The following is a 23261-nucleotide window of genomic DNA, read 5'->3' as shown; positions in this document are numbered from 1 at the left end:
CCGGGCTCAGGCGTACAGCTTCTGGCGGGCGGCCATGATCAGCGCCTGCGCAAAAGCTTCGTCGAGCTGCACGGTTTCCAGCAGTTCGTCAGTCGCCAAATCGGCGAGGTTTTCGGCAGTGATGATGCCGGCCTCAGCCAGACGGTAGGCGGTTTCCTCGTCCATGCCGTCGACCGCCAGCAGGTCGTCGGCCGGCTTGACCGAGGCGGCGCGCTCGGCCTTGGCAATGGCCTTGGTCAGCAGCACGTCACGGGCACGGTTGCGTAGCTCTTCGACGATGGTCTCGTCGAACTCTTCAATCTGCAGCAGTTCTTCAGTGGGGACGTAGGCGACCTCCTCCAGGCTGGTGAAACCTTCGTCCACCAGCACGCCGGCCAGTTCGGCGTCGACGTCGAGTTCCGCCATGAAGATGTCGAGAATGCCGCGGTTTTCCTCGTCCTTCTTCGACTCGAGATCGCCCGTGGTCATCACGTTGAGCGTCCAGCCGGTCAGCTCGGAGGCGAGCCGCACGTTCTGGCCGCCGCGGCCGATCGCCTGCGCCAGCTTGTCCTCGGCGACGCCGATCGACATGCTGTGCGCGTCTTCGTCGATGACCACGTTCTCGACTTCGGCCGGCGCCATCGCATTGATGACGAACTGCGCGGGATTCTCGTCCCAGGGCACGATGTCGACGCGCTCGCCGGCGAGTTCGTTGCTGACGCTCTGCACGCGCGAACCGCGCATGCCGACGCAGGCGCCGACCGGATCGATGCGCTTGTCCTTGGCCTGCACCGCGATCTTCGCGCGCAGGCCCGGATCGCGCGCAGCACCCTTGAGTTCGATCAGGCCCTGCGCGATTTCCGGCACTTCGAGCTTGAACAGCTCCATCAGGTATTGCGGCAGCGTGCGCGACATGAACAGCTGCGGCCCGCGCACCTGCGGGCCGACTTCGTACAGATAACCGCGGATGCGATCGCCCGGACGTGCCGGCTCGCGCGGAATCATGTGCTCGCGCGGGATGATCGCCTCGGCGCTGCCGCCGAGATCGACGATCACGGCGCCGCGCTCGAGGCGCTTGATCAGACCAGTCAGCAGTTCGCCGATGCGATTCTTGTAAGCCTCGACCACCTGCGCGCGCTCGGCTTCGCGCACTTTCTGCACGATGACCTGCTTGGCACGTTGGGCACCGATGCGGCCGAAGTCGATCGACTCGATCTTCTGCTCGATGACTTCACCCGGCTGGATATCCGGATAGTCCTTCTGCGCATAGCTCAGCTTGATCTGGCGCTCGGGAAATTCGAAATCTTCGCTGTCGTCTTCAAAGACCGTCCAGCGGCGGAAGGACTCGTATTCGCCGGTGTGTTGATCAATCGCGACGCGCACGTCGGATTCGTCGCCGTAGCGTTCCTTGGTGGCAGACGACAGAGCCGCTTCCAGAGCGTCAAAGATGGTCGCTTTGTCGACGCCTTTCTCGTTGGAAACGACGTCGGCCATCAGGAGGATGTTCTTGTTCACGGCTTCCCCTTGTCAAAATCCGGGATCAGTCGGGCTCGTTCGATCGTCGAATACGGCAGTTCGACGTCGCCAAGTTCTGTAGTGAGAATGACGGCTTCATCGCTGGATCCGGCGATCGTTCCGGAGTAGCGCTTGCGGCCGTTCAGCGGAGCCAGCAGTTGCACGCGCGCCTGCTCACCTGCAAAACGCTCGAAATGCTCGGGCCTGGTGAGCGGGCGATCAACGCCCGGCGATGACACTTCAAGCTGGTACGGCGTGCTGACCGGATCTTCGACATCCATCACGCCGGCAACTTCCCGGCTGACGATGGTGCAATCATCGAGCGTGATGCCTTCGGGAGAATCGATAAACAGGCGCAGCATCGCGTGGCCGGTCGAAGGAGCGAACTCCAGCAACACCAGCTCATATCCCAGATCCGTAATGACCGGCTCCAGCAGATCCTGCAAACGATCTCTCAGCAAACCCGCGCTCCTGCGTCGCAACGACGCCCAATCAATCCGCCAACCAACCGCCCAACCAAACACAATTACTAAATTTCAAAATAAAAAAAGGCCCACAAGGGGCCTGGCTCCAACACAATCAAATTGGTAGCGGGGGCAGGATTCGAACCTACGACCTTCGGGTTATGAGCCCGACGAGCTGCCAGACTGCTCCACCCCGCACCAGACAGACGACTAGTATAGAGCCTTGTGCCCTTTACCGCAATCTGAAACCGCTTTGCAACTTAGCGCAACATCACAAAAAACCCAGCCAAATCATGGTGCCGACGCCGAGACTCGAACTCGGACAGGTTTCCCCGCTACCACCTCAAGGTAGTGCGTCTACCAATTCCGCCACGTCGGCACGGATCGGCAAGGGCGCGCATCTTACCGTTTGAAATTGCATTTGTCTTCGGTTTTTTCCGATATTCCGAAGTCCGGTCGAAACAGGCTGGAAAATGCCTTGTTTCTGCACTGCTTCCTGCCCGGCGCACCCGAAGCTCGGCAGGAACAACCGCGGCTTATGCTTATTCCGGAACCTTCGGCGCCTCGGCCGGCGGGGCCGCAGCAGGCTTGGTGTCGTCGCCCGGCACCACCGTCGTTGCCGGAGCCGGCGCGGCCTCCTGCTGGACCGGGATCGAATCGGTGACGCTGCTCGGAGCCGTGCCGCGGCCGCCGACCCAATAGGCCAGCGCCAGGCTGGACACGAAGAACACGAATGCCAGACCGGCGGTCACTCGAGACAGGAAGTTGGCCGCGCCGCGCGAGCCGAACACCGTACCCGAGGCGCCGCTGCCGAAAGCCGCACCGGCGTCCGCGCCCTTGCCGTGCTGAATCAGCACCAGGCCGATCAGCGAAACCGCCACCAAAACCTGAACAACGACCAGAAACGTATGCATGTTCTGTAGATCCGTCAAAAACAACGCGATTGAAAAATTGCCGGAGCGCCGACGGCTCAGGCCTTGGAGAGGGACTGGGCAGCGGCGGCGATCGCCAGAAAATCGGAGGCCTTCAACGAGGCTCCACCGATCAGTCCGCCGTCGATGTCGGCGCAGGAAAACAGCTCGTGCGCGTTGTCCGGTCTGCAGCTACCGCCGTACAACAAGCGTGTCGAGCCCGCGATCTTAGCATCCCGCCCCGCCAGCAGACCACGCAGGAAGGCGTGCGCGGCCTGGGCCTGTTCCCGGCTGGCGGTCTTGCCTGTGCCGATCGCCCAGACCGGCTCATACGCCACCACCGCCGACTGGAAGGACGCGATTCCACATCGGTCGAGCACCGCATCCAGCTGGCGGCTCAGCACGAGTTCGGTGGCGCCGGATTCGCGCTCTTCCAGGGTTTCGCCGATACACAACACCGGAATCAGGCCGAGCGTCTGCGCCGTCTGGTATTTCTCGGCGACGCGCTGATCGGTTTCGCCATACAGGGCGCGGCGCTCGGAATGACCGACCAGCACGTATCGGCAGCCGAATTCGACCAGCATCGTGCCATGCACTTCGCCGGTGAACGCGCCGGGCTTGGCCTGCTCGCTCAGGTTCTGGGCGCCTAGTGCAACGCCCGCCGACAAGGCGCGGCCGACCGAGTCCAGGTACACGGACGGCGGACAGACCATCAGCTCCACGTCCGCGACGGTGGCCGCCTGCGCCGCGATGCCCGAAAGCAGTTCGGCATTGGCTTTCAGCGAGCCGTTCATTTTCCAGTTGCCGGCGACGAGATATTGGCGAGTCATAGCGATTCCAGAACGGTCGGGATTGGGACTTCGATTGAATCAAGCGCGGCAGGCGGCGCGGACGCGGCCGGCGATCGCATCGGCTTCGGCCTGAGCGTCCTCGGCGCGCGTTGCCTCGACCATCACACGGATCAGCGGCTCGGTGCCCGAGGCTCGCAGCAGGACGCGGCCATCGGCGCCGAGACGCGCTTCGCTCTGGGTCACCGCCTGCTGCACTTCCGGCAGCGCCAGCACCGGCGCGGCCTTGCCGCTTACCGGCACGTTGATCAGCACCTGCGGGCATTTTCGCAGACCGGCCACCATGGCCGAAAGCGGCAAGGCAGCAGCCTTCATCGCCGCGAGCACCTGCAGCGCGGTGACGATGCCGTCGCCGGTGCGCGAACGGTCCAGGCACAGCGTATGGCCGGATGTCTCGCCACCGAGCGTCGAGCCGCTGCTGCGCATCAGTTCGAGCACGTAGCGATCACCGACTTTCGCACGGGTAAAGCCGACGCCCAGTTTGAGGATCGCTTGCTCCAGACCCAGGTTGCTCATCAGCGTGCCGACAACCGGGCCCTGCAATGCGTTCTCACCCAGCCGCTGGCGCGCGATCACGAAGAGGATCTGATCGCCGTCGATGGTCTCGCCGTTCTCGTCGACCATCAGGCAGCGGTCGGCATCGCCGTCGAACGCGATGCCGAGCATGGCCTTGCGGCGCAGAACTTCAGCCCGCAAACCGGCCAGATGGGTCGAACCACAGTCGCGGTTGATGTTGAAGCCGTCGGGCGCGTCGCCGATGGTTTCGACTTCGGCCCCCAGCCGGCGCAGTACGTCGGGGCCGACCTGATAGGCAGCGCCGTTAGCGCAGTCGACAACGACGCGCAGGCCGCTCAGCGGCTCGCCGACATAAGTCGAGCAGCAATAGGAAACGTAGCGCTGCTGTGCATCGACCAGACGCCGGACCAGGCCGAGTTGCTCGGGAGCAACGCACTCCAGATCGCGTTCCAGCCAGCCTTCGATTTCGTGCTCGATGGCGTCGCTGAGCTTGTCGCCTTCGGCCGAGAAAAATTTCACGCCGTTGTCGTGGTGAGGGTTGTGCGATGCGCTGATGACGACGCCGGCCTGGGCGCCGACGTCACGGGTCAGAAATGCCACCGCCGGCGTCGGCAAAGGGCCGAGCAGGCTGACGCGAACACCCGCGGCGGAAAGCCCCGCCTCCAGCGCCGATTCGAACATGTAGCCGGAACGGCGCGTGTCTTTGCCGATCAGCACGTGCGCACCCGGATCGCGCGCCAGCACGCGGCCGGCAGCCCAGCCGAGCTTCAACGCGAACTCGGGCGTCATCGGCGCCTTGCCGACCAGGCCGCGAATACCGTCGGTTCCGAAATACTGTCTGCTCATCAGGCCATCGTTTCTCTTGCTCTTAGGGCTCGTAAATGAACAATTTGGACGAACGCCGGGGTCTGTTGTCGTGCAATGCAAGGAATGACGAGCGCGGTGTACTTTACGTACATAAGCGAGGAATGACGCCGCAGTGCGCGACAACAGACCCCGGCCCTTCGGGTTGCCGCCCCGGAACGCGCCATGCGGCGTTGCTCGTCGCTCATGTGCAATGAGCACACTTCGCTCCTCGCGCCTTGCCTGGCGCGTTCCGGGGCGGCAACGTTCGTCCAAATTGTTCATTTACGAGCCCTTAACACGGCGGCGGCGACCCTGACCGCTTCCACCGTTGCGCGCACGTCGTGGGCGCGAATGATAGACGCTCCCTGCCAGACCGCCAGCGCGGCAGCCGCGAGACTGGCGTGCAGGCGCTGATCGACCGGCAGGCCGAGCAGCTTCTGGAACATGGATTTACGCGACAGGCCGGCCAGCACAGGGCGGCCGCCGACGCGCATCCGCGGCAAATCCGCCAGCAGTTCGAGGTTGTGCTGCAGAGTCTTGCCGAAACCGAAACCCGGGTCGAGCACGACGCATTCGGCATCGATGCCGGCATCGATACAGGCCTGCAGCCGCTGATTCAGAAACGCGCCTACTTCGATGACGACATCGTCGTAGTGAGGAGCCGCCTGCATGGTTCTGGGCTCGCCTTGCATATGCATCAGGCACACGGCGACGCGATGCCGCTCCGCCACCGCCAGAGCGCCGGGCGCCTGCAAGGCCAGCACGTCGTTGATCAGGTCGGCGCCGGCGGCGCAGCTAGCGTCCATGACGTCGGGCTTCAAGGTATCGATCGAGATCAGAATGTCGCTACCGGCGCGCAGCGCCTCGATCAGCGGCACGACGCGGTCGAGTTCCTCGGCGACCGAAACCGGCCTTGCGCCGGGACGCGTCGACTCGCCGCCGACGTCGATGATCACCGCACCCTCGCCGATCATCGTCTCGACCCGGCGCAGCGCGGCATCGCGAGCGGCATAGCGGCCTCCGTCGGAGAAAGAGTCGGGCGTCAGATTGAGAATGCCCATGACCAGGGGCTCGCTCAGATCGAGCAGGCGATCGCGGGTTCTCAGCTGCATCTTCATCAAAACCAGAGTTCACAAAAAAGAGGCCGGCACTGGGCCGGCCTCTTCGGTGCCACTGCTGACCGACGCCGGATCAGGGCGGCGAGCCAGCCGGACGCGGCGAGCCGCTCGGCGGGATCGTGGCGCTGGAGCCCGAACCGCTGCTACGCGGCGGCGGATTGGACCGCCCGTTGCCGTCGTTCCAGCTCTCGGGCGGGCCCGGCGTACGGCCGGCCATGATCGCGGCGATCTGTTCGCTGTCGATGGTTTCGTACTTCAGCAGCGTCTCGGCCATGATGTGGAGCTTGCCGATGTTGTCTTCCAGGATCTGCTTGGCGCGAGCGTAGTTGTGCTCGATGACGCCGCGCACTTCCTGGTCGATTGCATAGGCGGTGTCGTCCGACACGCTCTTGGTCTGGGTAACGCTCTTGCCGAGGAACACTTCGCCGTTGTCGTCGGAATAGGCCAGCGGGCCCATCTTGTCCGACATGCCCCACTTGGTGACCATGTTGCGGGCGATGTCGGTGGCACGCTCGATGTCGTTGGAGGCGCCGGTGGTGATCTTGTCCATACCGAAGATGATCTCTTCGGCCAGGCGGCCGCCGAACAGCGAGCAGATCTGGCTGTTGAGGCGCTCGCGCGTATAGCTGTAGCGATCCTCTTCCGGCAGGAACATCGTCACGCCCAGCGCGCGGCCGCGCGGGATGATCGTGACCTTGTAGACCGGATCGTGATCCGGCACGGTCAGACCGACAATCGCGTGGCCGGCCTCGTGATAGGCGGTCAGCTTCTTCTCGCTTTCGGACATCACCATCGAGCGCCGCTCGGCGCCCATCATGATCTTGTCCTTGGCCTTCTCGAAGTCGTCGTGATCGACCAGACGCTTGTTGGAGCGGGCAGCAAACAGCGCCGCCTCGTTGACCAGATTGGCCAGGTCGGCACCGGAGAAACCCGGCGTCGCGCGGGCGATGATTTCCGGCTTCACGTTCTCGGCCAGCGGCAGCGCGCGCATGTGGACCTTGACGATCTGTTCGCGGCCGCGCACGTCCGGCAAGGGCACGACGACCTGGCGATCGAAACGGCCCGGGCGCAGCAACGCCGGGTCGAGCACGTCAGGGCGGTTGGTGGCGGCGATGACGATCACGCCCTCGTTGCCCTCGAATCCGTCCATCTCGACCAGCAGCTGGTTCAGGGTCTGCTCGCGCTCGTCGTGACCACCGCCCAGACCGGCGCCGCGATGGCGGCCGACGGCGTCGATTTCGTCGATGAAGATGATGCAGGGCGCATGCTTCTTGGCCTGCTCGAACATGTCGCGGACGCGGCTGGCGCCGACGCCGACGAACATCTCGACGAAGTCCGAGCCTGAGATCGTGAAGAACGGTACGCCGGCTTCGCCAGCGATGGCCTTGGCCAGCAGGGTCTTGCCGGTACCCGGTGAGCCCACCATCAGCACGCCGCGCGGAATCTTGCCACCCAGCTTCTGGAACTTGCCCGGGTCTTTTAGAAAGTCGACCAGTTCGGAGACCTCCTGCTTGGCCTCTTCGACACCGGCGACGTCATTGAAAGTGATCTTGACCTGGTCGGCATTGAGCATGCGCGCCCGGCTCTTGCCGAAGCTCATCGCGCCGCGTCCGCCGGCGCCGCCCTGCATCTGGCGCATGAAGTAGACCCAGACCGCGATTAGCAGCAGGATCGGGCCGAAGCTGAAGAGCAGCTGCATCAGCATCGGCGTTTCTTTGGGCTTCTCGCCGGTGAACTTCACCTTGTTTTCGATCAGGTCCTTGATCAGGCCGGAATTGATCGTCTCGGGGCTGACCGTCAGGAAACGTGAGCCGCCCTTCAATTCGCCATGGAGCTGATCGCCGGCGATGACCACTTCGGACACGTTGCCCTGTTTGACCTGGTCGAGGAAGTCCGAGTACTGGATTTCCGGTTGAGCGCGTCCACGGCCGGCGAAGCTCTGGAACACACTCATCAGCACGACGAGGATAACCACCCAGAGCAGGAGATTTTTGGCCAGATCGTTCAAGCTATTTCCTTATCCATCAACGGATTCATCAACTTATTGCATGGGTCGTGGACAGACCGCTTCGTCTGAACCTTACACCCGCCGATAGTTTCGCGCCACCAGATAAACTTCCCTACTTCTGGGCCGCGAAGCCTTGGGTTTACGGATCGTCACGCTCTCGAAACTCTGCCTGACCACCTTCAGGTATTCGTCGAATCCCTCGCCCTGGAACACTTTGACGACCATGACACCCGCCTTCTTCAGATGGGCGCCGCAGAAATCCAGTGCCAGTTCACAGAGATACAGGGACGACGCCTGATCAGCCGCCCCTATGCCGCTGATGTTGGGGGCCATGTCGGACAAAACAAGATCGATGGCCTGCTCGCCGACCGCGGCCTCCAGTTCCTTGAGGACAGCGTCTTCGCGAAAGTCGCCGAGGATGAACTCGACTTCCTTTAAAGGCTCCATCGGCAGGATGTCCAACGCGATCAACCGGCCCTTGTGGCCGAGCAGCGGCCGCGCAACCTGGCTCCAGCCGCCGGGGGCGGCGCCGAGATCGACGACGACCATGCCGGGCTTGATCAGCCGGTCCTTTTCGAGGATCTCCAGCAGCTTGAAGGTCGCGCGCGAGCGGTAACCCAGCTTGCGCGCCTTGATGACGTACTCATCGGCCTCGTGTTCGGCAAGCCAGCGCGAGCTGCTGTTACTGCGCTTCTGGCTCATGGGAAGGGCGCGAGGCCCTAGATGTACTCGACCTTGATGATCTCGAGCTCGCGGGCGCCGCCGGGTGCGCGGACTTCGACCACATCGCCCTCGACCTTGCCGATCAGCGCGCGGGCGATCGGCGAGTTGTAGGAGATCAGGCCGGCCTTGGAGTCGGCCTCGTCCTCGCCGACGATCTGGTAGCGCGACTGGTCTTCGCTGGTGGTGTCGACCAGGGTCACGGTGCTGCCGAAAATGACCTTGCCGGTCGGTTCGATCTTGGTGATGTCGATGATCTGGCAGTCGCCGAGCTTGCCTTCGAGTTCGCCGATGCGGCCCTCGGCGAAGCTTTGCTGCTCGCGGGCGGCGTGGTATTCGGCATTTTCTTTCAGATCGCCGTGCGCTCGGGCTTCTGCGATCGCGGCGATGATCTGCGGCCGCGTTTCGGACTTCAGCACTCGCAGTTCTTCGCGCAGTTTGTCGGCACCGCGAACGGTGAGGGGCGTTTTGCTCATGGTTTTTCTGATCGGTTCAAATATAAAAAGCCGGTGCGCGCCCGCGGCGGCACTATGTGGAAACTACCTTGAAGCTAGCTTAAACCGAAGCCAACTGCTGATGCAGCGACTGCAGCCGGTTCACGTCGAGCGCGTCGAGGTGATCCATCGCGATCGCCGCCGCGTAGGCGCCAGCAATGGTGGTGAAGTAGCAGATCTTGTGCTGGATCGCGGCCGCCCGGATCGAGCGCGATTCCTCGATCGAGGTCTTGCCTTCGGTGGTGTTAGCGATGAAGTGGATTTCGCCGTTCTTGATCATGTCGACGCAATGCGGCCGGCCTTCCTTAACCTTGTTGACGCCTTCGCAGTCGATGCCGGCAGCGCGGATCGCGGCCGCGGTGCCGTGCGTGGCGGTGACGCGGAAGCTCTTCGCGGCCAGCAGCCTGGCGAGCTCGATCGCCTTGGGCTTGTCGGCATCGCGCACCGAGATGAAGGCCGTGCCCTGGCGCGGCACGATCATGCCGGCCGCCAGCAGCGCCTTGTTGAAGGCCTCGCCAAAGTAGGCGCCGACGCCCATGACTTCACCGGTCGAGCGCATTTCCGGCCCGAGCAGCGGATCGACACCGGGGAACTTACCGAACGGGAACACCGACTCCTTGACCGAGAAATACGGCGGGATGATTTCGCTGAGCACGCCCTGGCTCGCCAGACTCTGGCCGGCCATGCAACGCGCGGCGATTTTGGCCAGCGGCCGGCCGGTGGCCTTGGACACGAACGGCGAGGTGCGCGAGGCGCGCGGGTTCACTTCCAGCAGATAAACCGTGGTGTCCTGCACCGCGAACTGCGCGTTCATCAAACCGACCACGTTCAGCGCGCGCGCCAGCTTTTCCATCTGCGAGCGGATCTCGTCGACCACCGACTTCGGCAGCGAATACGGCGGCAGCGAGCAGGCCGAGTCGCCGGAATGCACGCCGGCCTCTTCGATATGCTCCATGACACCGCCGATGACCACGCGCTCGCCGTCGGACAGCGCGTCGACATCGACTTCGATGGCGTTGTTCAGGAAGCGGTCCAGCAGCACCGGGGAATCGTTGCTGACCTTGACCGCCTCGGTCATATAGCGGTTCAGATCCTCGTCGTCGTGCACGATTTCCATCGCGCGGCCGCCGAGCACATAGCTGGGGCGCACCACCAGCGGATAGCCGACGCGCTCGGCGACGGCATGCGCCTCGGCCTCGGAGGTCGCGATGCCGTTCGGCGGCTGCAGCAGCTTGAGTTCATCGACCAGCTTCTGGAATCGGCCGCGATCCTCGGCCAGATCGATCGCGTCCGGCGTGGTGCCGATGATCGGCGCGCCAGCGGCTTCGAGCGCACGCGCCAGTTTCAGCGGTGTCTGGCCACCGAACTGCACGATCACGCCGACCGGCTTTTCAAGATCGATGATTTCCATCACGTCTTCGAAGGTCAGCGGCTCGAAGTACAGGCGATCCGAAGTGTCGTAGTCGGTCGACACGGTCTCCGGATTGCAGTTGATCATGATGGTCTCATAGCCATCTTCACGCAGCGCGAGACTCGCGTGCACGCAGCAGTAATCGAACTCGATGCCCTGCCCGATCCGGTTCGGGCCGCCGCCTAGCACGACGATCTTCTTGCGGTCGGTCGGCCGGGCTTCGCATTCCTCGTCATACGTCGAATACATGTACGCGGTGCTGGATGCGAACTCGGCGGCGCAGGAATCGACGCGCTTGTACACCGGGCGCACGCCGTTGGCGTGGCGATGCGCGCGCACCTGGTTTTCGTGGCTGCCGGTCAGCTTGGCGATGCGCCGATCGGAGAAACCGAGCCGCTTGTAGCGGCGCAGCGTGTCGGCCTGGATTTCTGCCAGCGCCGTCGATGCGATACGCGTCTCGACCATGATCAGCTCGTGAATCTGGTCGAGGAACCAGGGGTCGATCTTCGACAGCTGGAACACTTCGTCGACCGACATTCCGGCGCGGAAAGCATCGCCGACAAACCACAGCCGCTTGCCGCGCGGCGTGATCAGCTCGTCGCGGATCTTGGCCAGGCTGGAGACGCGGAAATCCGCAACCTGTTCGTCGAAGCCGTCTGATCCGGTTTCCAGGCCGCGCATCGCTTTCTGCAGCGATTCCTGGAAATTGCGGCCGATCGCCATCACCTCGCCGACCGACTTCATCTGCGTGGTCAGACGCGAATCGGCCTGCGGAAATTTCTCGAACGTGAAGCGCGGAATCTTGGTGACGACGTAGTCGATGCTCGGCTCGAAACTCGCCGGCGTGACGCCGCCGGTGATGTCGTTGCGCAGCTCGTCGAGCGTGTAGCCGACCGCGAGCTTGGCGGCGATCTTGGCGATCGGAAAGCCGGTGGCCTTCGACGCCAGCGCCGAGCTGCGCGACACGCGCGGGTTCATCTCGATGACGATGATGCGGCCGTCATCCGGGTTGATCGCGAACTGCACGTTGGAGCCGCCGGTATCGACGCCGATCTTGCGCAGCACCTTGATCGAGGCGTCGCGTAACAACTGGTACTCCTTGTCGGTCAGCGTCTGCGCCGGCGCGACCGTGATCGAGTCACCGGTGTGCACGCCCATCGCATCGAAGTTCTCGATCGAGCAGACGATGATGCAGTTGTCGGCGCGGTCGCGCACGACTTCCATCTCGAACTCTTTCCAGCCGAGCAGGGACTCCTCGATCAGCACTTCCTTGGTCGGCGACAGGTCGAGACCGCGGATGATGATCTCTTCGAATTCCTCGATGTTGTAGGCGATGCCGCCGCCGGAGCCGCCCATCGTGAAGCTCGGCCGGATGATCGCCGGGAAGCCGATCTGCTGCTGGATGTAGCGCGCCTCTTCCATCGAATGCGCGGCGCCGGAGCGCGCCGAGCCCAGGCCGATTTCAGTCATTGCGTCGCGGAATTTCTGGCGGTCTTCGGCGAGGTCGATCGCGTGCTCGTTGGCGCCGATCATCTCGACCTTGTACTTGGCCAGCACGCCGTGCTTGGCCAGGTCCAGCGCGCAGTTCAGCGCGGTCTGGCCGCCCATCGTCGGCAGCACCGCGTCGGGGCGCTCGGCCTCGATGATCTTGGCCACCGTCTGCCAGCGGATCGGCTCGATGTAGGTCGCGTCGGCCATGTCCGGGTCGGTCATGATCGTCGCCGGATTCGAGTTCACCAGGATCACCCGGTAGCCCTCGTCGCGCAGCGCCTTGCAGGCCTGGGCGCCGGAGTAGTCGAACTCGCAGGCCTGGCCGATGACGATGGGGCCGGCGCCGATGATCAGGATACTTTTGAGGTCTGTGCGTTTGGGCATCGGAGTCTTAGGTCAGGCTGGCAGTCGCGAGTTTTGCGCCGAAGCCCAGAAACAGGGTCCCGGCGCCTCCGCTCAATGCGGCGGACAGACGCTTGCGGCTGCGGAAGCCCGTGGCCAGCCTGGCGCCCGCAAAAATCAGCGTGCTGAGGTAGATGAAACTCATGGTCTGCGCGATCAGGCCGAGCAGCGCGAACGACAGCACCGTGTGCTCGTAGGCCGGGTCGACGAACTGGATGAAAAAGGCCATGAAAAACATGATCGCCTTGGGGTTCAGCAGGCTGATCAGCAGGGCGCTGCGGAACGGATTCTTTTCCCCTCTCCTGGGAGAGGGTCCCGCATAGCGGGGGGAGAGGGCCCTCTCCCGGCCCTCCGGGCCACCCTCTCCCAGGAGAGGGGAAACGCGCCAGGCCGCTAGCAGCATGCCGACGCCGATCCAGATCAGATAAGCCGCGCCGACGTACTTGAACACCATGAATGCGGCCGGATAGGTCTTCAGCAGCGAGGCGACGCCGCCGGCCGCCAGCACCATCAGCAGCGCGTCGCCGAGGAAGACCCCACAAGCTGCGCGATACGCCGGGACTACGCCGCCGCGTGCCGCGGTTCCGAGCACGAACAGCGAATTCGGGCCGGGCAGCAGCACGATGATCAACGTGCCGAGCAGATAAGTCGGCAGGTCGATGAGGCCGAAGCTATTCATGGGCGCCTTACGCGGTTAGCGCCGCGGCGGGCGTCATCGACTGCACGAAGCGGTCGAACAGATAGTCCACGTCATGGGGGCCGGGGCTGGCTTCCGGGTGACCCTGGAAGCTAAAAGCGGGGGCGTCGATGAGGCGGAAACCCTGGTTGGAGCCGTCGAACAGCGAGCGGTGCGTGACCACGGCATTCTTCGGCAGCGTCGCCTCGTCGACCGCGAAACCGTGATTCTGGCTGGTGATCAGCACGCGGCCGGACTCGACGTCCTGCACCGGGTGGTTGGCACCGTGATGGCCGAACTTCATCTTCAAGGTCTTGGCGCCGGCAGCCAGGCCCAGAATCTGGTGACCGAGGCAGATGCCGAACAACGGCAGCTTGCGCGCGATGAACTCACGGCCGGCCGCGATCGCGTAATCGCAGGGCTCGGGATCGCCCGGGCCGTTGGCCAGCAGCACGCCGTCCGGCTCGAGTTTGAAGACGTCCGCGGCCGAAGTCTGCGCCGGCACCACGGTCACGCGGCAGCCGCGGTCGACCAGCATGCGCAAGATGTTGCGCTTGACGCCGAAATCGTAGGCGACGACGTGGAAACGCTCCTCGATCAGCGGCACTTCGCGGTTGCTGCCCAGCGACCACGAGCCGCTCGTGAAGCTGTAGGCCTCCTTCACCGACACCACTTTGGCCAGATCCGCGCCTTTCAGGCCCGGATAGCCGCGCGCCGCGGCCAGCGCGGCAGCCTCATCGACCGTGTCGCCGGCGACGATGCAGCCGTTCTGCGCGCCCTTGTCGCGCAGGATGCGGGTCAGGCGGCGAGTGTCGATCTCGGCGATCGCGACGACCTGGTTGGTCCGCAGGTATTCGCTGAAATCCATCTGCGAGCGCCAGCTGCTGTGCTTTCGCGGTACTTCGCGCAGCACCAGGCCGGCGATATGCACGCGGTCGGACTCGGCGTCTTCGGGGTTGCTGCCGACATTGCCGACATGCGGATAGGTCAGCGTGACGATCTGCTCGCGGTACGAGGGATCGGTCATGATCTCCTGGTAGCCGGTCATCGCGGTATTGAAAACCACTTCGCCAACGGTCTGCCCGTCGACGCCGATCGATACACCTTTGAAAACACTGCCGTCGGCGAGGGCAAGCAGGGCCGGTCTGTGATTCGTCATCGGCTCTCTTAAAGACTCATTTATGCGCTAATCCGCGTTGCAGACATAGCAAAGGGGGCTTGCGCCCCCCTCGCGTGATTAGGCCGGCAGTTTACCGGTCGAAGCCTGTTCCGTCCACGGAGGAAGTCGGCGCGATCGGTAATCCTGGCCTCGATCGCGGACAAGGTCCGCTCCTACAGTTGCGGAACCAGGGCTGCGCAAGCTGCCTGTAGGAGCGGACCTTGTCCGCGATTGAGGCCTAGCAGCCTGTCGGGCTTGGCAAGATCTACTGCGGCTTCGGCCCGCTGTGTCCAAGCTGCGGGCGCCCTCGTCAAATATGACTCGATATTTTCCTCAGTCGCCCGCAGCTTGGACACAGCAGGCCAAACCCTCGCTACGATCTCCCAAGCCCGACAGGCTGCTAGCAGTCAGCGCTACAGCAGCGACATCTGCCCGCCCGCGCCCGGAATGCGGAAGCCGGAATAGTCCAGATCCGGCCCCGATTCCAGATACTGATTTCGCCGGCAGGCCAGCCGGAACCGCTGGGCGGTGAACTCAGCGTACTGGCCGGTGCCGCGGAAGCGCTTGCCGAAAGTCGAGTCGTAGTCGCGACCGCCGCGCACTTGCTGGACCAGGCTCATCACGTGCTCGGCTTTCAGCGGGTAGCGCTGAACCAGCCATTCCCGGAACAGGTCCTTGACCTCGTAGGGCAGCCGCAGCATCACCCACGACGCATGACGCGCACCCGCCTCGGCCGCCAGCGCCAGCACCTCGTCCATCTCGTGGTCGTTCACGAACGGAATCACCGGCGAGAACATCACCCGCACCGGAACGCCAGCCTCGGTCAGCCGGCGGATCACCCGCAGCCGTGCCCGGCCCGAAGCCGCCCGCGGTTCCAGATCGCGCTTCAGCTCGTCGCGCAGCGTGGTCAGGGTCATGCCGACGCTGACCAGGTTCAGCGCCGCCATCTCGGCCAGCAGATCCAGGTCGCGCTCGATCAGCACGCCTTTGGTGATCACGCCGACGGGATGACGGAACGCGAACAGGGTTTCGAGTATCCGGCGCGTCACGCGATGCTCGCGCTCGATCGGCTGATAGGGATCGGTGGCCGTGCCGAGCGCGATGATCTTCGGCACGTAGCCGGGTTTGCGCAGTTCCGCACCCAGCACTTCGGCCGCGTTGCCCTTGTAGAACAGCTTGGTCTCGAAATCCAGGCCGGGCGACAGGTTCAGGTACGAGTGCGTCGGCCGCGCAAAACAATAAATGCAGGCATGCTCGCAACCGCGATACGGATTGATCGACTGATCGAAACCGATGTCCGGCGAATCGTTGTGGCTGATGATGCTGCGCGCACGGTCCTCGCGGACTTCGATCTTCAGCCGAGCGGGCTCTTCTTCAAGCAGATCCCAGTCGTCGTGAAAAACCTCGGTGCGCCGCGACTCGAAGCGCCCCGCCGGGTTGGAGCCGGCACCCTGCCCTTTGCGCGGTCCGCTAGCGGTGGCCAAGGTTATTCTTCATGCCAGCACCACACCCCGTTCCTCCCGAGTAGCCCGCGCTTTTGCGGGCGTATCGAGGGACGCATCGCTCAAGTCCCTCGATACGCCGCAAGCGGCTACTCGGGAGGAACGGACTGGGTTTATAAATTTCAAACACGAAGCTCTACTTCTGATGCGCCGTCGCATAGTCCAGCGCCAGATTGCTCAGCGTGCGGACACCGACCGCCAACGAGGCCTCGTCGATATGAAAGCGCGGCGAATGATTCGCCGCCCAATCAGCGGCCGGCTGGCCCGGCGTGCGCACGCCGACGAACACGAACAAGCCCGGAACCTCGCGCGCAAAGAACGAGAAATCCTCGGCGCCCAGCATCGGCGGCACATCGAGCACATTGTTCTCGCCGACCACGCGCTGCATCGTCGGCAGCATCGCCTTGGTCAGCGCCGGGTCGTTGTAGGTCACCGGATACGCGTGGTCCTTGCCGATGCTCACGTCGGCCGTCGTGCCGGCGCTTTCGGCGATTTTGGTGACGGTGCGGATCACGCGTTCCTGCATGTCCTTCTGCATGCCGGTGTCGAGCGCGCGCAAGGTGCCGCGCATGGTCACGCTGTCCGGGATGATGTTGCTGCGCACCCCGCCGTCGATCTTGCCGATGGTGACCACGACCGGCGCCTGGCTGATGTCCATCTGCCGGCTGGTGATGGTCTGAAGGCCCTCGATGATCTGCGCGCTGACGACGATGGGGTCGATGCCGGCCCAGGGCCGCGCGCCATGGGTCTGCTTGCCGTGCACGACGATGTCGAGATCGTCCGAACTGGCCATCGCGCCGCCGGAGCGCACCGCGAGCTGGCCGACATCCCACTGCGAGAACAGGTGCAGGCCGAACACCACTTCGGGCTTCGGCGCGCTGCTCATCACGCCTTCCTTGACCATCAGTTCGGCGCCGCCTTCCTCGCCGTCCGGCGCGCCTTCTTCGGCCGGCTGGAAGATCAGCTTCAAGGTTCCCGGCCACTGCGCTTTGAGCTTGGAGGCGACTTCGGCGACGCCCATCAGAATCGACATGTGGCCATCGTGGCCACAGGCATGCATCACGCCGACGTCCTTGCCGTCGTATGTGCTCCTGACCTTGGATTTGAACGGCAGGTCGACCTCCTCGACCACCGGCAGCGCGTCCATGTCGGAACGCAGCGCGATCACCGGACCGGGCTTGCCGCCCTCCAGGATCGCGACGATACCGGTCTTGGCGACGCCGGTCTGCAGCTTGAGGCCGAGCTTCTTCAGGCGTTTTGCGACGTAGGCCGCGGTGTTCACTTCTCGATTCGACAGCTCGGGATGCTGATGCAGCCAGCGACGGTCCTCGACCAGCGTGCCGTTCATCTCGGCGGTGAGCTGGTCGATCTGCGCGTGCAGATCGGCTTCGGCGGCGGCCGCCGGCAGCGATGAGGTCGCCAGCAAAATTCCGACGGAAACCCAGCGTCCCAACTTCATGCGCACACTCCGGTGTTCGAGCTTGCAGGCTCGCCGTGGACGCCCGGTCTGTCAACCCAGCTGTAGGTTGGGGTGAGCGCAGCGAACCCCAACATTCGTTTCGCGCCAACGGTGGTGATCGTTGGGGTTCGCTGCGCTCACCCCAACCTACAGGATCACGCCAGCACGTCCGTCATCGAGTACAGGCCCGCGGGCCTGCCCTGCAGCCAGGCCGCCGCACGCAGTGCGCCGTTGGCGAAGTTGGCGCGGTTGCTGGCCTTGTGCGTGATCTCGATGCGCTCGCCGTCGCCGAGGAACAGCACGCTGTGATCGCCGACGACATCGCCGCCGCGGATCGTCGAGAAGCCGATCGTGTTCGCGGCGCGCGCGCCGGTATGGCCTTCGCGCGCGTACACGGCTTGCTCGGCCAGCGTGACGCCGGCGCCGCGCGCCGCGGCTTCGCCGAGCATCAGCGCGGTACCGCTGGGCGCATCGACCTTGTGGCGGTGATGCGCCTCGATCACCTCGATGTCGAAGCGCTCGCCGAGCACACGCGCCGCGTGTTCGACCAGCGCCAGGCACAGGTTCACGCCGATGCTGAAATTGCCGGACATGCAGATCGGAATCCGCTGCGCCGCGGCCTCGATCCGCGCCCGCTGTTCGCTGCTGAAGCCGGTGGTGCCGATGACCATGCCGCGGCGGGCGGCGACGCAGCTATCGAGCGCGGCCAGCGTGCCTTCGGGCCGGGTGAAGTCGATCAGCACGTCGAAGTTGCCGGTCTGCGCGGCGAGGTCGGCGGACAGCGGCACGCCGGCCGCGACTTCCTGGTTCTGCCCGGCGGCCTCGGCGCGATCCAGCGCCGCGCCCAGGCGCAGGGTGCCGTGCTGGGGCAGCGCGTCGATCAGCGCGCGGCCCATGCGGCCGGCGGCGCCAAGGATCGCGATGCGGATGGGGTCGGTCATGTCGGTCTCCGGAAGGCTGCGGAGTTTAGGCAAACTCGGCGGAATTTGCCGCTGCTGCAGCGCGGTCCCTCGATACGCGCCTGCGGCGCAACTCGGGAGGAACGGAGTGGAGGCATCGCTTCAAGAGCGCAAAAAAACCCCCGTTCCTCCCGAGTAGGCTCGCTTGCGAACCGTATCGAGGGACGCATCCGCGAGCGCCCCTCAGGACGCGTTGCGAAACTCCGCGGTGACGTCGCCGCCAAGCCGGCGATTCTTCATCGGCCTCAGCTGGTCGCGCTTGGCGATCGTCGCCGCGCTGCACTGGGTGGCCCAGCAATACGGCTCCAGCCAGGCGAGCTTGGCGCTCTGCTCGTCGGCGCCTTCCAGCGTCTGCTGCTTGCCGGTCTTGGCCTCGTACTGGCTGGGATCGTCGTAGGCGCTCAGCGCCCGCTCGGCCGCCCGGCTCAGCGCCTTGTTGCCGGTCGCGGCGAGGTCGGCGTTGTTGGCCTTGCCGAAAGCCGCGATCATCGCCACCGGCGTGACCGCGTACACCTGGTAGCCGGCGGCGCGGCTTTCGCGCTTCATCTCGTTCGGCAGATACCCTTCGGCATCGACCTGCCCGGCGAAGATGTCGTACATCTTCACCGCCCAGTCGAACTGGTCATGCCGGTTGTTGACGACGCTGCTCGCCATCACGCTCCACGCGGCCCAGTAGTAATGGTTGTTGATCTTGTCCAGCGGCGCTTTCAGATCCCATTCACCGACGACCTTGTCAGCCACTTCACCCAGCCAGGCATCGATCTGCGCGGCCTGCGCGCTGCGCGATGCCAGCGGCTTTGAAGACGAGAACTTCAGCCGCAGCCAGGCGCCGCTGAGGCTGGCCAGCGACCATTTGCGCATCGACGCGCCGGTGTGATTCGCCGCCGGCCCGAGCAGGCCGCGCGCGCGGGCCCAGCCGCCGTACCAGTCCAGCGCACATTGCAGCACTTCGCTCTGGCCGGACTCCATGTACTGATCGACCAGCTTGGTCGCGCCGGTTTCCATGTCGGTAATGGGCTTTGTGAGCGCCTTGTATTTCTGGTCGGCCGCCTCGTTGAGTTGGTCGCGCGCCTTGCCCGAGCCTTCGTATTTGCTTGGGAAATCCAGCGTGCCGGCGAACGGCTCCGGCGCCGCCGGGCAGCTGAACGACTTGGCCTTCTGCTGGCCAACCGGCGCGTAGTAGCCCGGCGGCGGGACCAGATCGGCTGCCTTGACCGAAGCACTCATGCCGAGAGCGCTCAGCAACAGGCCGCTGACGATGATCGGGGTGCTAGTGCGAATGTGCATTTGGAATCTCCGCGGCCGTAGCCGTCTGCTGCTGTGGGCCTTCCATGGAGCAGACACGCACCTTGACGCTCAGAGGCTTGACCGGCTCCTGCTCCAGGTTCAGCGTCGCGCCCATGAAGGTCGCGGCCGCGTAATCGGGGCGGTTGCGGCGCAACTCGGTGACGAAGCGCCCGCCGTTGTCGACGTATTGATTGAAGTGCAGCTTCAGCGATTCCTTCTGGCCGGTGTAGTACCAGATGATCGCATGCAGATCCTTGATCGTCGGATCGTCGAACTGCAGGTCGAGCCAGTAGCGGCCGCCCTGCAGCGGCTTGCCGCCGGCATTGAACAGCAGTTCGTTGTCGCCGGCTTTCAGCGCCATTTGCCGCTCGAGCACGGCGGGCCGTTCGCGGCAGCCGTCGTGCACCAGCGGCAGCGCCTGGCGGAAGGTCTTGTACGGGTTCTTGTCGGCGCCCGGCCAGTTCTGCCAGGGCATTTCCCAGATCACGATCTTCGGCGGGTGCTTCTGGTAAGCCTCGCTCGGCAGGTAGTGCAGCAGCGATCCATCGAAAGATCCGCCGGACAGCGCCGCGTTCAGAATGTCGGCGCCGATGTACTGCTGCAGGTAGCCGCCGAAGTTGTAGCCGCCCTTGGCATCGCTGTTGCTGGTGCCGATCAACGCGATCTGCGGCGCGCCGGAGTCGCCACCGGCATCGCCATCATCGAGCAGGCCGCCCGAGCCGGCGCTCGCAGCGTGGTCGTCGAGCAGGCCGCCGGACGGACTGTCGGATTTTTTTGGCTGAGGTCCGAGCAGCGCATCGGCGCTGGCCGCCGCGTTATCGCTGGAAGCCTCGGTGATATAGCCGGTCAGGTATTGCATCGAGTAGCTGCCGCCGCAGATCTGCGAGGCGACCTTCTGCAAGGTACCGGGCTTGCCGATCAGCGCGTTGGCGCGCGTCGCGTACGTCAGCCGCGGCACCTCCCGGAACGACGGCATCTGCTGCACCGTCGCCGCAACGACTTTGGCCGTTGCTTCTGCGCCGGCCGGCGTCCAGTGATGATCGCGGCGGAAGAAATACTCGTAGTGCTTGTGCTCGTCGACCAGCGTGTCCAGCGGCGGCACGGTGACGCCGGCGCTGCGGATGCGTGCGAGCGCTTGGGCATAGCCTGCGCGCGCGGCGCCGAGATCGTAGCTTGCGCGTTGATCGTCGCCGAGCTTGTCGGGATCCATCAGCGCGCGCGGCGGCTGCAGCACGACCACCAGTTCGGTACCGCGCGCGCGCATCGCCGATGCCAGCCGCCGTAGTTCGGCCAGACTGTCGTCGGTGATTTCGATCCGCGTGCTCAGATCGACGCGCGATCGGAACAGCCAGCCATCCCGGCCCTGCTGCAGCACGCTGAACTCCTCGAGATAGGTCGAGCCGGCATAGTTCTGCGGATCGGCTGCCTGCGGACACAGCTGGCAGCACAGCGCGACGTTGTAGACCGGCGCGCTCGCACTCGCCGCTTCGCTGTCCGCATCGGCGGCGGCCGCGCCTGTCGCAAGCGCGGCGAGCAGGCTCGACACCATCAACAGAGTGCGTCGACTCATCAGCCGGTTCATCAGCCGGCTCAGTTGACGACCCAGGTCAGCACCGGCGCGGCCACCGAACCGGTCACGAACAGGCTGAACACCTTGCCGCGCTCCAGCGTCACCGGCTTGGCTTGCGCGAGCTTGGTGCCGCCGTTGTAGACCACCAGATCGGCCTTCACCGGATTGACTTCGCGATGGCCGGCGGTATTGGCAGCGACGCCGTCGATCACGGCCGGGCCGTTCTCGCCGACCTTGACGCTGAGCGTTGCGCCGTCGATCAGGTTGTAGACCGAAACCAGCGATTTGAGCTGGCTGTTGAAGCAGTCCTGGTCGAACAGCTGGATGGCGCCGGGCTCCGCGGCCGCGGTATAGCAGCGCTTGCTGTCGAGGCTGACGGTCTTCTCGGCGCCGCTGATCTTTGCCGGATAACTGCCCGGCGGCAGGAACACGTAACTGCTCGCGTCCATCGGCGCCGCGTCGGGGATCGCGTGATCGCCGATGGTGGCCTTGAGCCGGCCCTGAGGCGTCGCGTTGAACACGCGCACGAACGCGGAATCCGGCGGCGCGGCCGGCGGATACAGGCCGGCATCGGCGCTGAACGTTGCCGCACTTAGCACCAGGGCGGCGATGATCGCCGGGGATTGCTTGTTGGAATGCTTCATGGTGGTTCTCCTGATTTGAACTACTTAAGCTTCGTCATTCCCGCGAAGGCGGGAATCCAGAGCGGATAGCACGCCGCTCGCATCCCTGGATTCCCGCCTTCGCGGGAATGACGGCAGCGGTGGCGGCGAATGAAGTTCCCGCTCTCACGGATGCCCGTCCTCGTGCTTTGCCGCCAGCTCCGGCGGCTTGTCGTACGGCAGATAACGCTCGGGCAGTTCCCAGATCACCGCGCGCGGCGGTGCCTGTTTGTAGTCCTCGCTCTGCAGGTAGTCGAACATCGGCTGGAACGGGCCGCGGCCGTCTTTGGCGTAGTTGGCGATGTCCTCGGACAGCGCCTGGCGCAGATCGCCGACGAAATTCCATTCCGGATTGGCGCTGTAGCTGGTGCCGACCAGCGCGATGCGCGGCGCGGCGGCGGCGCCGAGCAGATCGTCGCCGCCAGCGGCGGTGGTGCTGGCCGTGGACACTTCGTCCAGCGGCGGCAGCAGCCGGCTGAAGTAAGGATCCAGCGGCAGAAAGTTCAGCAGGTCGCCATGATGCTTGCGCTTCGCCGCCGTTACCGTCGTGAAGCCTGCGCTGGCCTCGGCCGACACCGGCAGCATCCGGCGCAGTGCAGCCGCGACCACGACTGCGGCCTGCGCCGCACCTTGCGGCGTCCAGTGCGTATCGGTGCGCAGAAACGTCGGGCCATCGCGCTTGCCAGAGATCAGCGACTGCAGCAGATCGGGACTGGCGATGCCGTTCGCTGTGAGTTCTTCCTCCGCCTGCGCATATAGCCCCTCGCGAAACGCCGGTGGCTTGCGCTTGCGCAGATGCTCCGGATAGACGCGCGATTTCGCCGGCACCAGCGCGACCACCAGCTTGACGCCGTGCGCGGCGAGCTGGTCGCGCACTTCACGGATGTGCGCGAAATTCCGCTCCACCTGCTGCTCGGCCGCCTTCGGCACCACGAATTCCTCGTCGGTATATAGCCAGCCGTCCCTGCCGAGAACAACGCCGCTCTGGGCTTCGCCGAAGATCAGATAGTCGATCGCGGCCCACAGGCTGATGCCGAATCCGCGCGCCGGGAAAGCCTGGTCGTAGTGCGTCTCGAACGACTTGGCCATGCGGCCGTCGAGCACTGCCTGGTCGACCTGGGGCTCGAAGCTGGACGCACGGCTGAACGCGGTGATGGCGACGCCCAGGACCACCAGCGTGAATAACGCGGCGTGAACCGCGAGTTGCGGGCGACGGATAACGGGCAGATTCATGCGATCTCTCCGGCCTCAGAACTGGAACTCA

19 protein-coding genes and 2 tRNA genes are annotated in these 23261 nt (G+C 64.6%); all 21 read right to left on the bottom strand.

What is annotated here, in order from left to right:
• Positions 1-6: 6 nt before the first annotated feature.
• A complete protein-coding gene (gene nusA, locus JWQ90_RS16225) occupies positions 7-1494 on the bottom strand; it encodes a transcription termination factor NusA (protein WP_299696029.1) in 1488 nt (495 codons plus the stop codon).
• On the bottom strand, positions 1491-1940 hold the full coding sequence (gene rimP, locus JWQ90_RS16220; protein ID WP_299696028.1) for a ribosome maturation factor RimP: 450 nt from the start codon (positions 1938-1940) through the stop codon (positions 1491-1493). Before rimP ends, nusA begins: the two co-directional genes overlap by 4 nt.
• A gap of 139 nt (positions 1941-2079) precedes the next feature.
• Positions 2080-2156 (bottom strand) — tRNA-Met (locus tag JWQ90_RS16215).
• Positions 2157-2252: 96 nt separating this feature from the next.
• Positions 2253-2337 (bottom strand) — tRNA-Leu (locus JWQ90_RS16210).
• A gap of 163 nt (positions 2338-2500) precedes the next feature.
• The gene (gene secG, locus JWQ90_RS16205) at positions 2501-2872 is read right to left on the bottom strand and encodes a preprotein translocase subunit SecG (RefSeq protein ID WP_299696027.1); all 372 of its coding nucleotides are present in this window, start codon (positions 2870-2872) and stop codon (positions 2501-2503) included.
• Between the two features lie 56 nt (positions 2873-2928).
• Entirely contained in the window at positions 2929-3699 is a 771-nt protein-coding gene (tpiA, locus tag JWQ90_RS16200; RefSeq protein ID WP_299696026.1) for a triose-phosphate isomerase, read from the bottom strand.
• Between the two features lie 39 nt (positions 3700-3738).
• A complete protein-coding gene (gene glmM, locus JWQ90_RS16195; RefSeq protein ID WP_299696025.1) occupies positions 3739-5079 on the bottom strand; it encodes a phosphoglucosamine mutase in 1341 nt (446 codons plus the stop codon).
• 278 nt (positions 5080-5357) lie between these two features.
• Entirely contained in the window at positions 5358-6191 is an 834-nt protein-coding gene (gene folP / locus JWQ90_RS16190) for a dihydropteroate synthase (RefSeq protein WP_299696024.1), read from the bottom strand.
• 79 nt (positions 6192-6270) lie between these two features.
• A complete protein-coding gene (gene ftsH / locus JWQ90_RS16185; protein WP_299696023.1) occupies positions 6271-8205 on the bottom strand; it encodes an ATP-dependent zinc metalloprotease FtsH in 1935 nt (644 codons plus the stop codon).
• A gap of 72 nt (positions 8206-8277) precedes the next feature.
• On the bottom strand, positions 8278-8907 hold the full coding sequence (gene rlmE / locus JWQ90_RS16180) for a 23S rRNA (uridine(2552)-2'-O)-methyltransferase RlmE (RefSeq protein ID WP_299696022.1): 630 nt from the start codon (positions 8905-8907) through the stop codon (positions 8278-8280).
• Between the two features lie 17 nt (positions 8908-8924).
• Positions 8925-9401: a transcription elongation factor GreA gene (gene greA / locus JWQ90_RS16175; RefSeq protein ID WP_299696021.1), complete on the bottom strand. Its 477-nt coding sequence runs from the start codon at positions 9399-9401 to the stop codon at positions 8925-8927.
• Between the two features lie 79 nt (positions 9402-9480).
• Positions 9481-12705, bottom strand: coding sequence for a carbamoyl-phosphate synthase large subunit (carB, locus tag JWQ90_RS16170; RefSeq protein WP_299696020.1), 3225 nt, complete (start codon positions 12703-12705; stop codon positions 9481-9483).
• 7 nt (positions 12706-12712) lie between these two features.
• A complete protein-coding gene (leuE, locus tag JWQ90_RS16165; RefSeq protein ID WP_299696019.1) occupies positions 12713-13402 on the bottom strand; it encodes a leucine efflux protein LeuE in 690 nt (229 codons plus the stop codon).
• A gap of 7 nt (positions 13403-13409) precedes the next feature.
• Entirely contained in the window at positions 13410-14558 is a 1149-nt protein-coding gene (gene carA / locus JWQ90_RS16160) for a glutamine-hydrolyzing carbamoyl-phosphate synthase small subunit (RefSeq protein ID WP_299696018.1), read from the bottom strand.
• A 413-nt stretch (positions 14559-14971) separates the two neighbouring features.
• Positions 14972-16042 carry a PA0069 family radical SAM protein gene (locus JWQ90_RS16155; protein WP_299696017.1) on the bottom strand — a complete coding sequence of 357 codons (1071 nt, stop codon included), beginning with the start codon at positions 16040-16042 and terminating at the stop codon, positions 14972-14974.
• Between the two features lie 154 nt (positions 16043-16196).
• Positions 16197-17519, bottom strand: a complete 1323-nt coding sequence (locus JWQ90_RS16150) for an amidohydrolase (protein ID WP_299696016.1) — start codon at positions 17517-17519, stop codon at positions 16197-16199.
• Between the two features lie 155 nt (positions 17520-17674).
• Positions 17675-18460: a 4-hydroxy-tetrahydrodipicolinate reductase gene (dapB, locus tag JWQ90_RS16145; protein ID WP_299696015.1), complete on the bottom strand. Its 786-nt coding sequence runs from the start codon at positions 18458-18460 to the stop codon at positions 17675-17677.
• A gap of 201 nt (positions 18461-18661) precedes the next feature.
• On the bottom strand, positions 18662-19765 hold the full coding sequence (locus JWQ90_RS16140; RefSeq protein ID WP_299696014.1) for a mannuronate-specific alginate lyase: 1104 nt from the start codon (positions 19763-19765) through the stop codon (positions 18662-18664).
• Entirely contained in the window at positions 19749-21335 is a 1587-nt protein-coding gene (locus JWQ90_RS16135) for an alginate biosynthesis protein AlgX (protein WP_299696013.1), read from the bottom strand. Before JWQ90_RS16135 ends, JWQ90_RS16140 begins: the two co-directional genes overlap by 17 nt.
• A 20-nt stretch (positions 21336-21355) precedes the next feature.
• Positions 21356-21979, bottom strand: coding sequence for an alginate O-acetyltransferase AlgF (locus JWQ90_RS16130; protein ID WP_299696012.1), 624 nt, complete (start codon positions 21977-21979; stop codon positions 21356-21358).
• A 144-nt stretch (positions 21980-22123) separates the two neighbouring features.
• A complete protein-coding gene (locus JWQ90_RS16125) occupies positions 22124-23230 on the bottom strand; it encodes an alginate O-acetyltransferase (protein ID WP_299696011.1) in 1107 nt (368 codons plus the stop codon).
• Between the last annotated feature and the right edge of the window lie 31 nt (positions 23231-23261).

The organism is Hydrocarboniphaga sp., assembly GCF_028291725.1.
GTDB lineage: Bacteria > Pseudomonadota > Gammaproteobacteria > Nevskiales > Nevskiaceae > Hydrocarboniphaga.
Note: the sequence above shows the minus strand (reverse complement) of the source record. Positions and strands in the feature narration are given on the sequence as shown.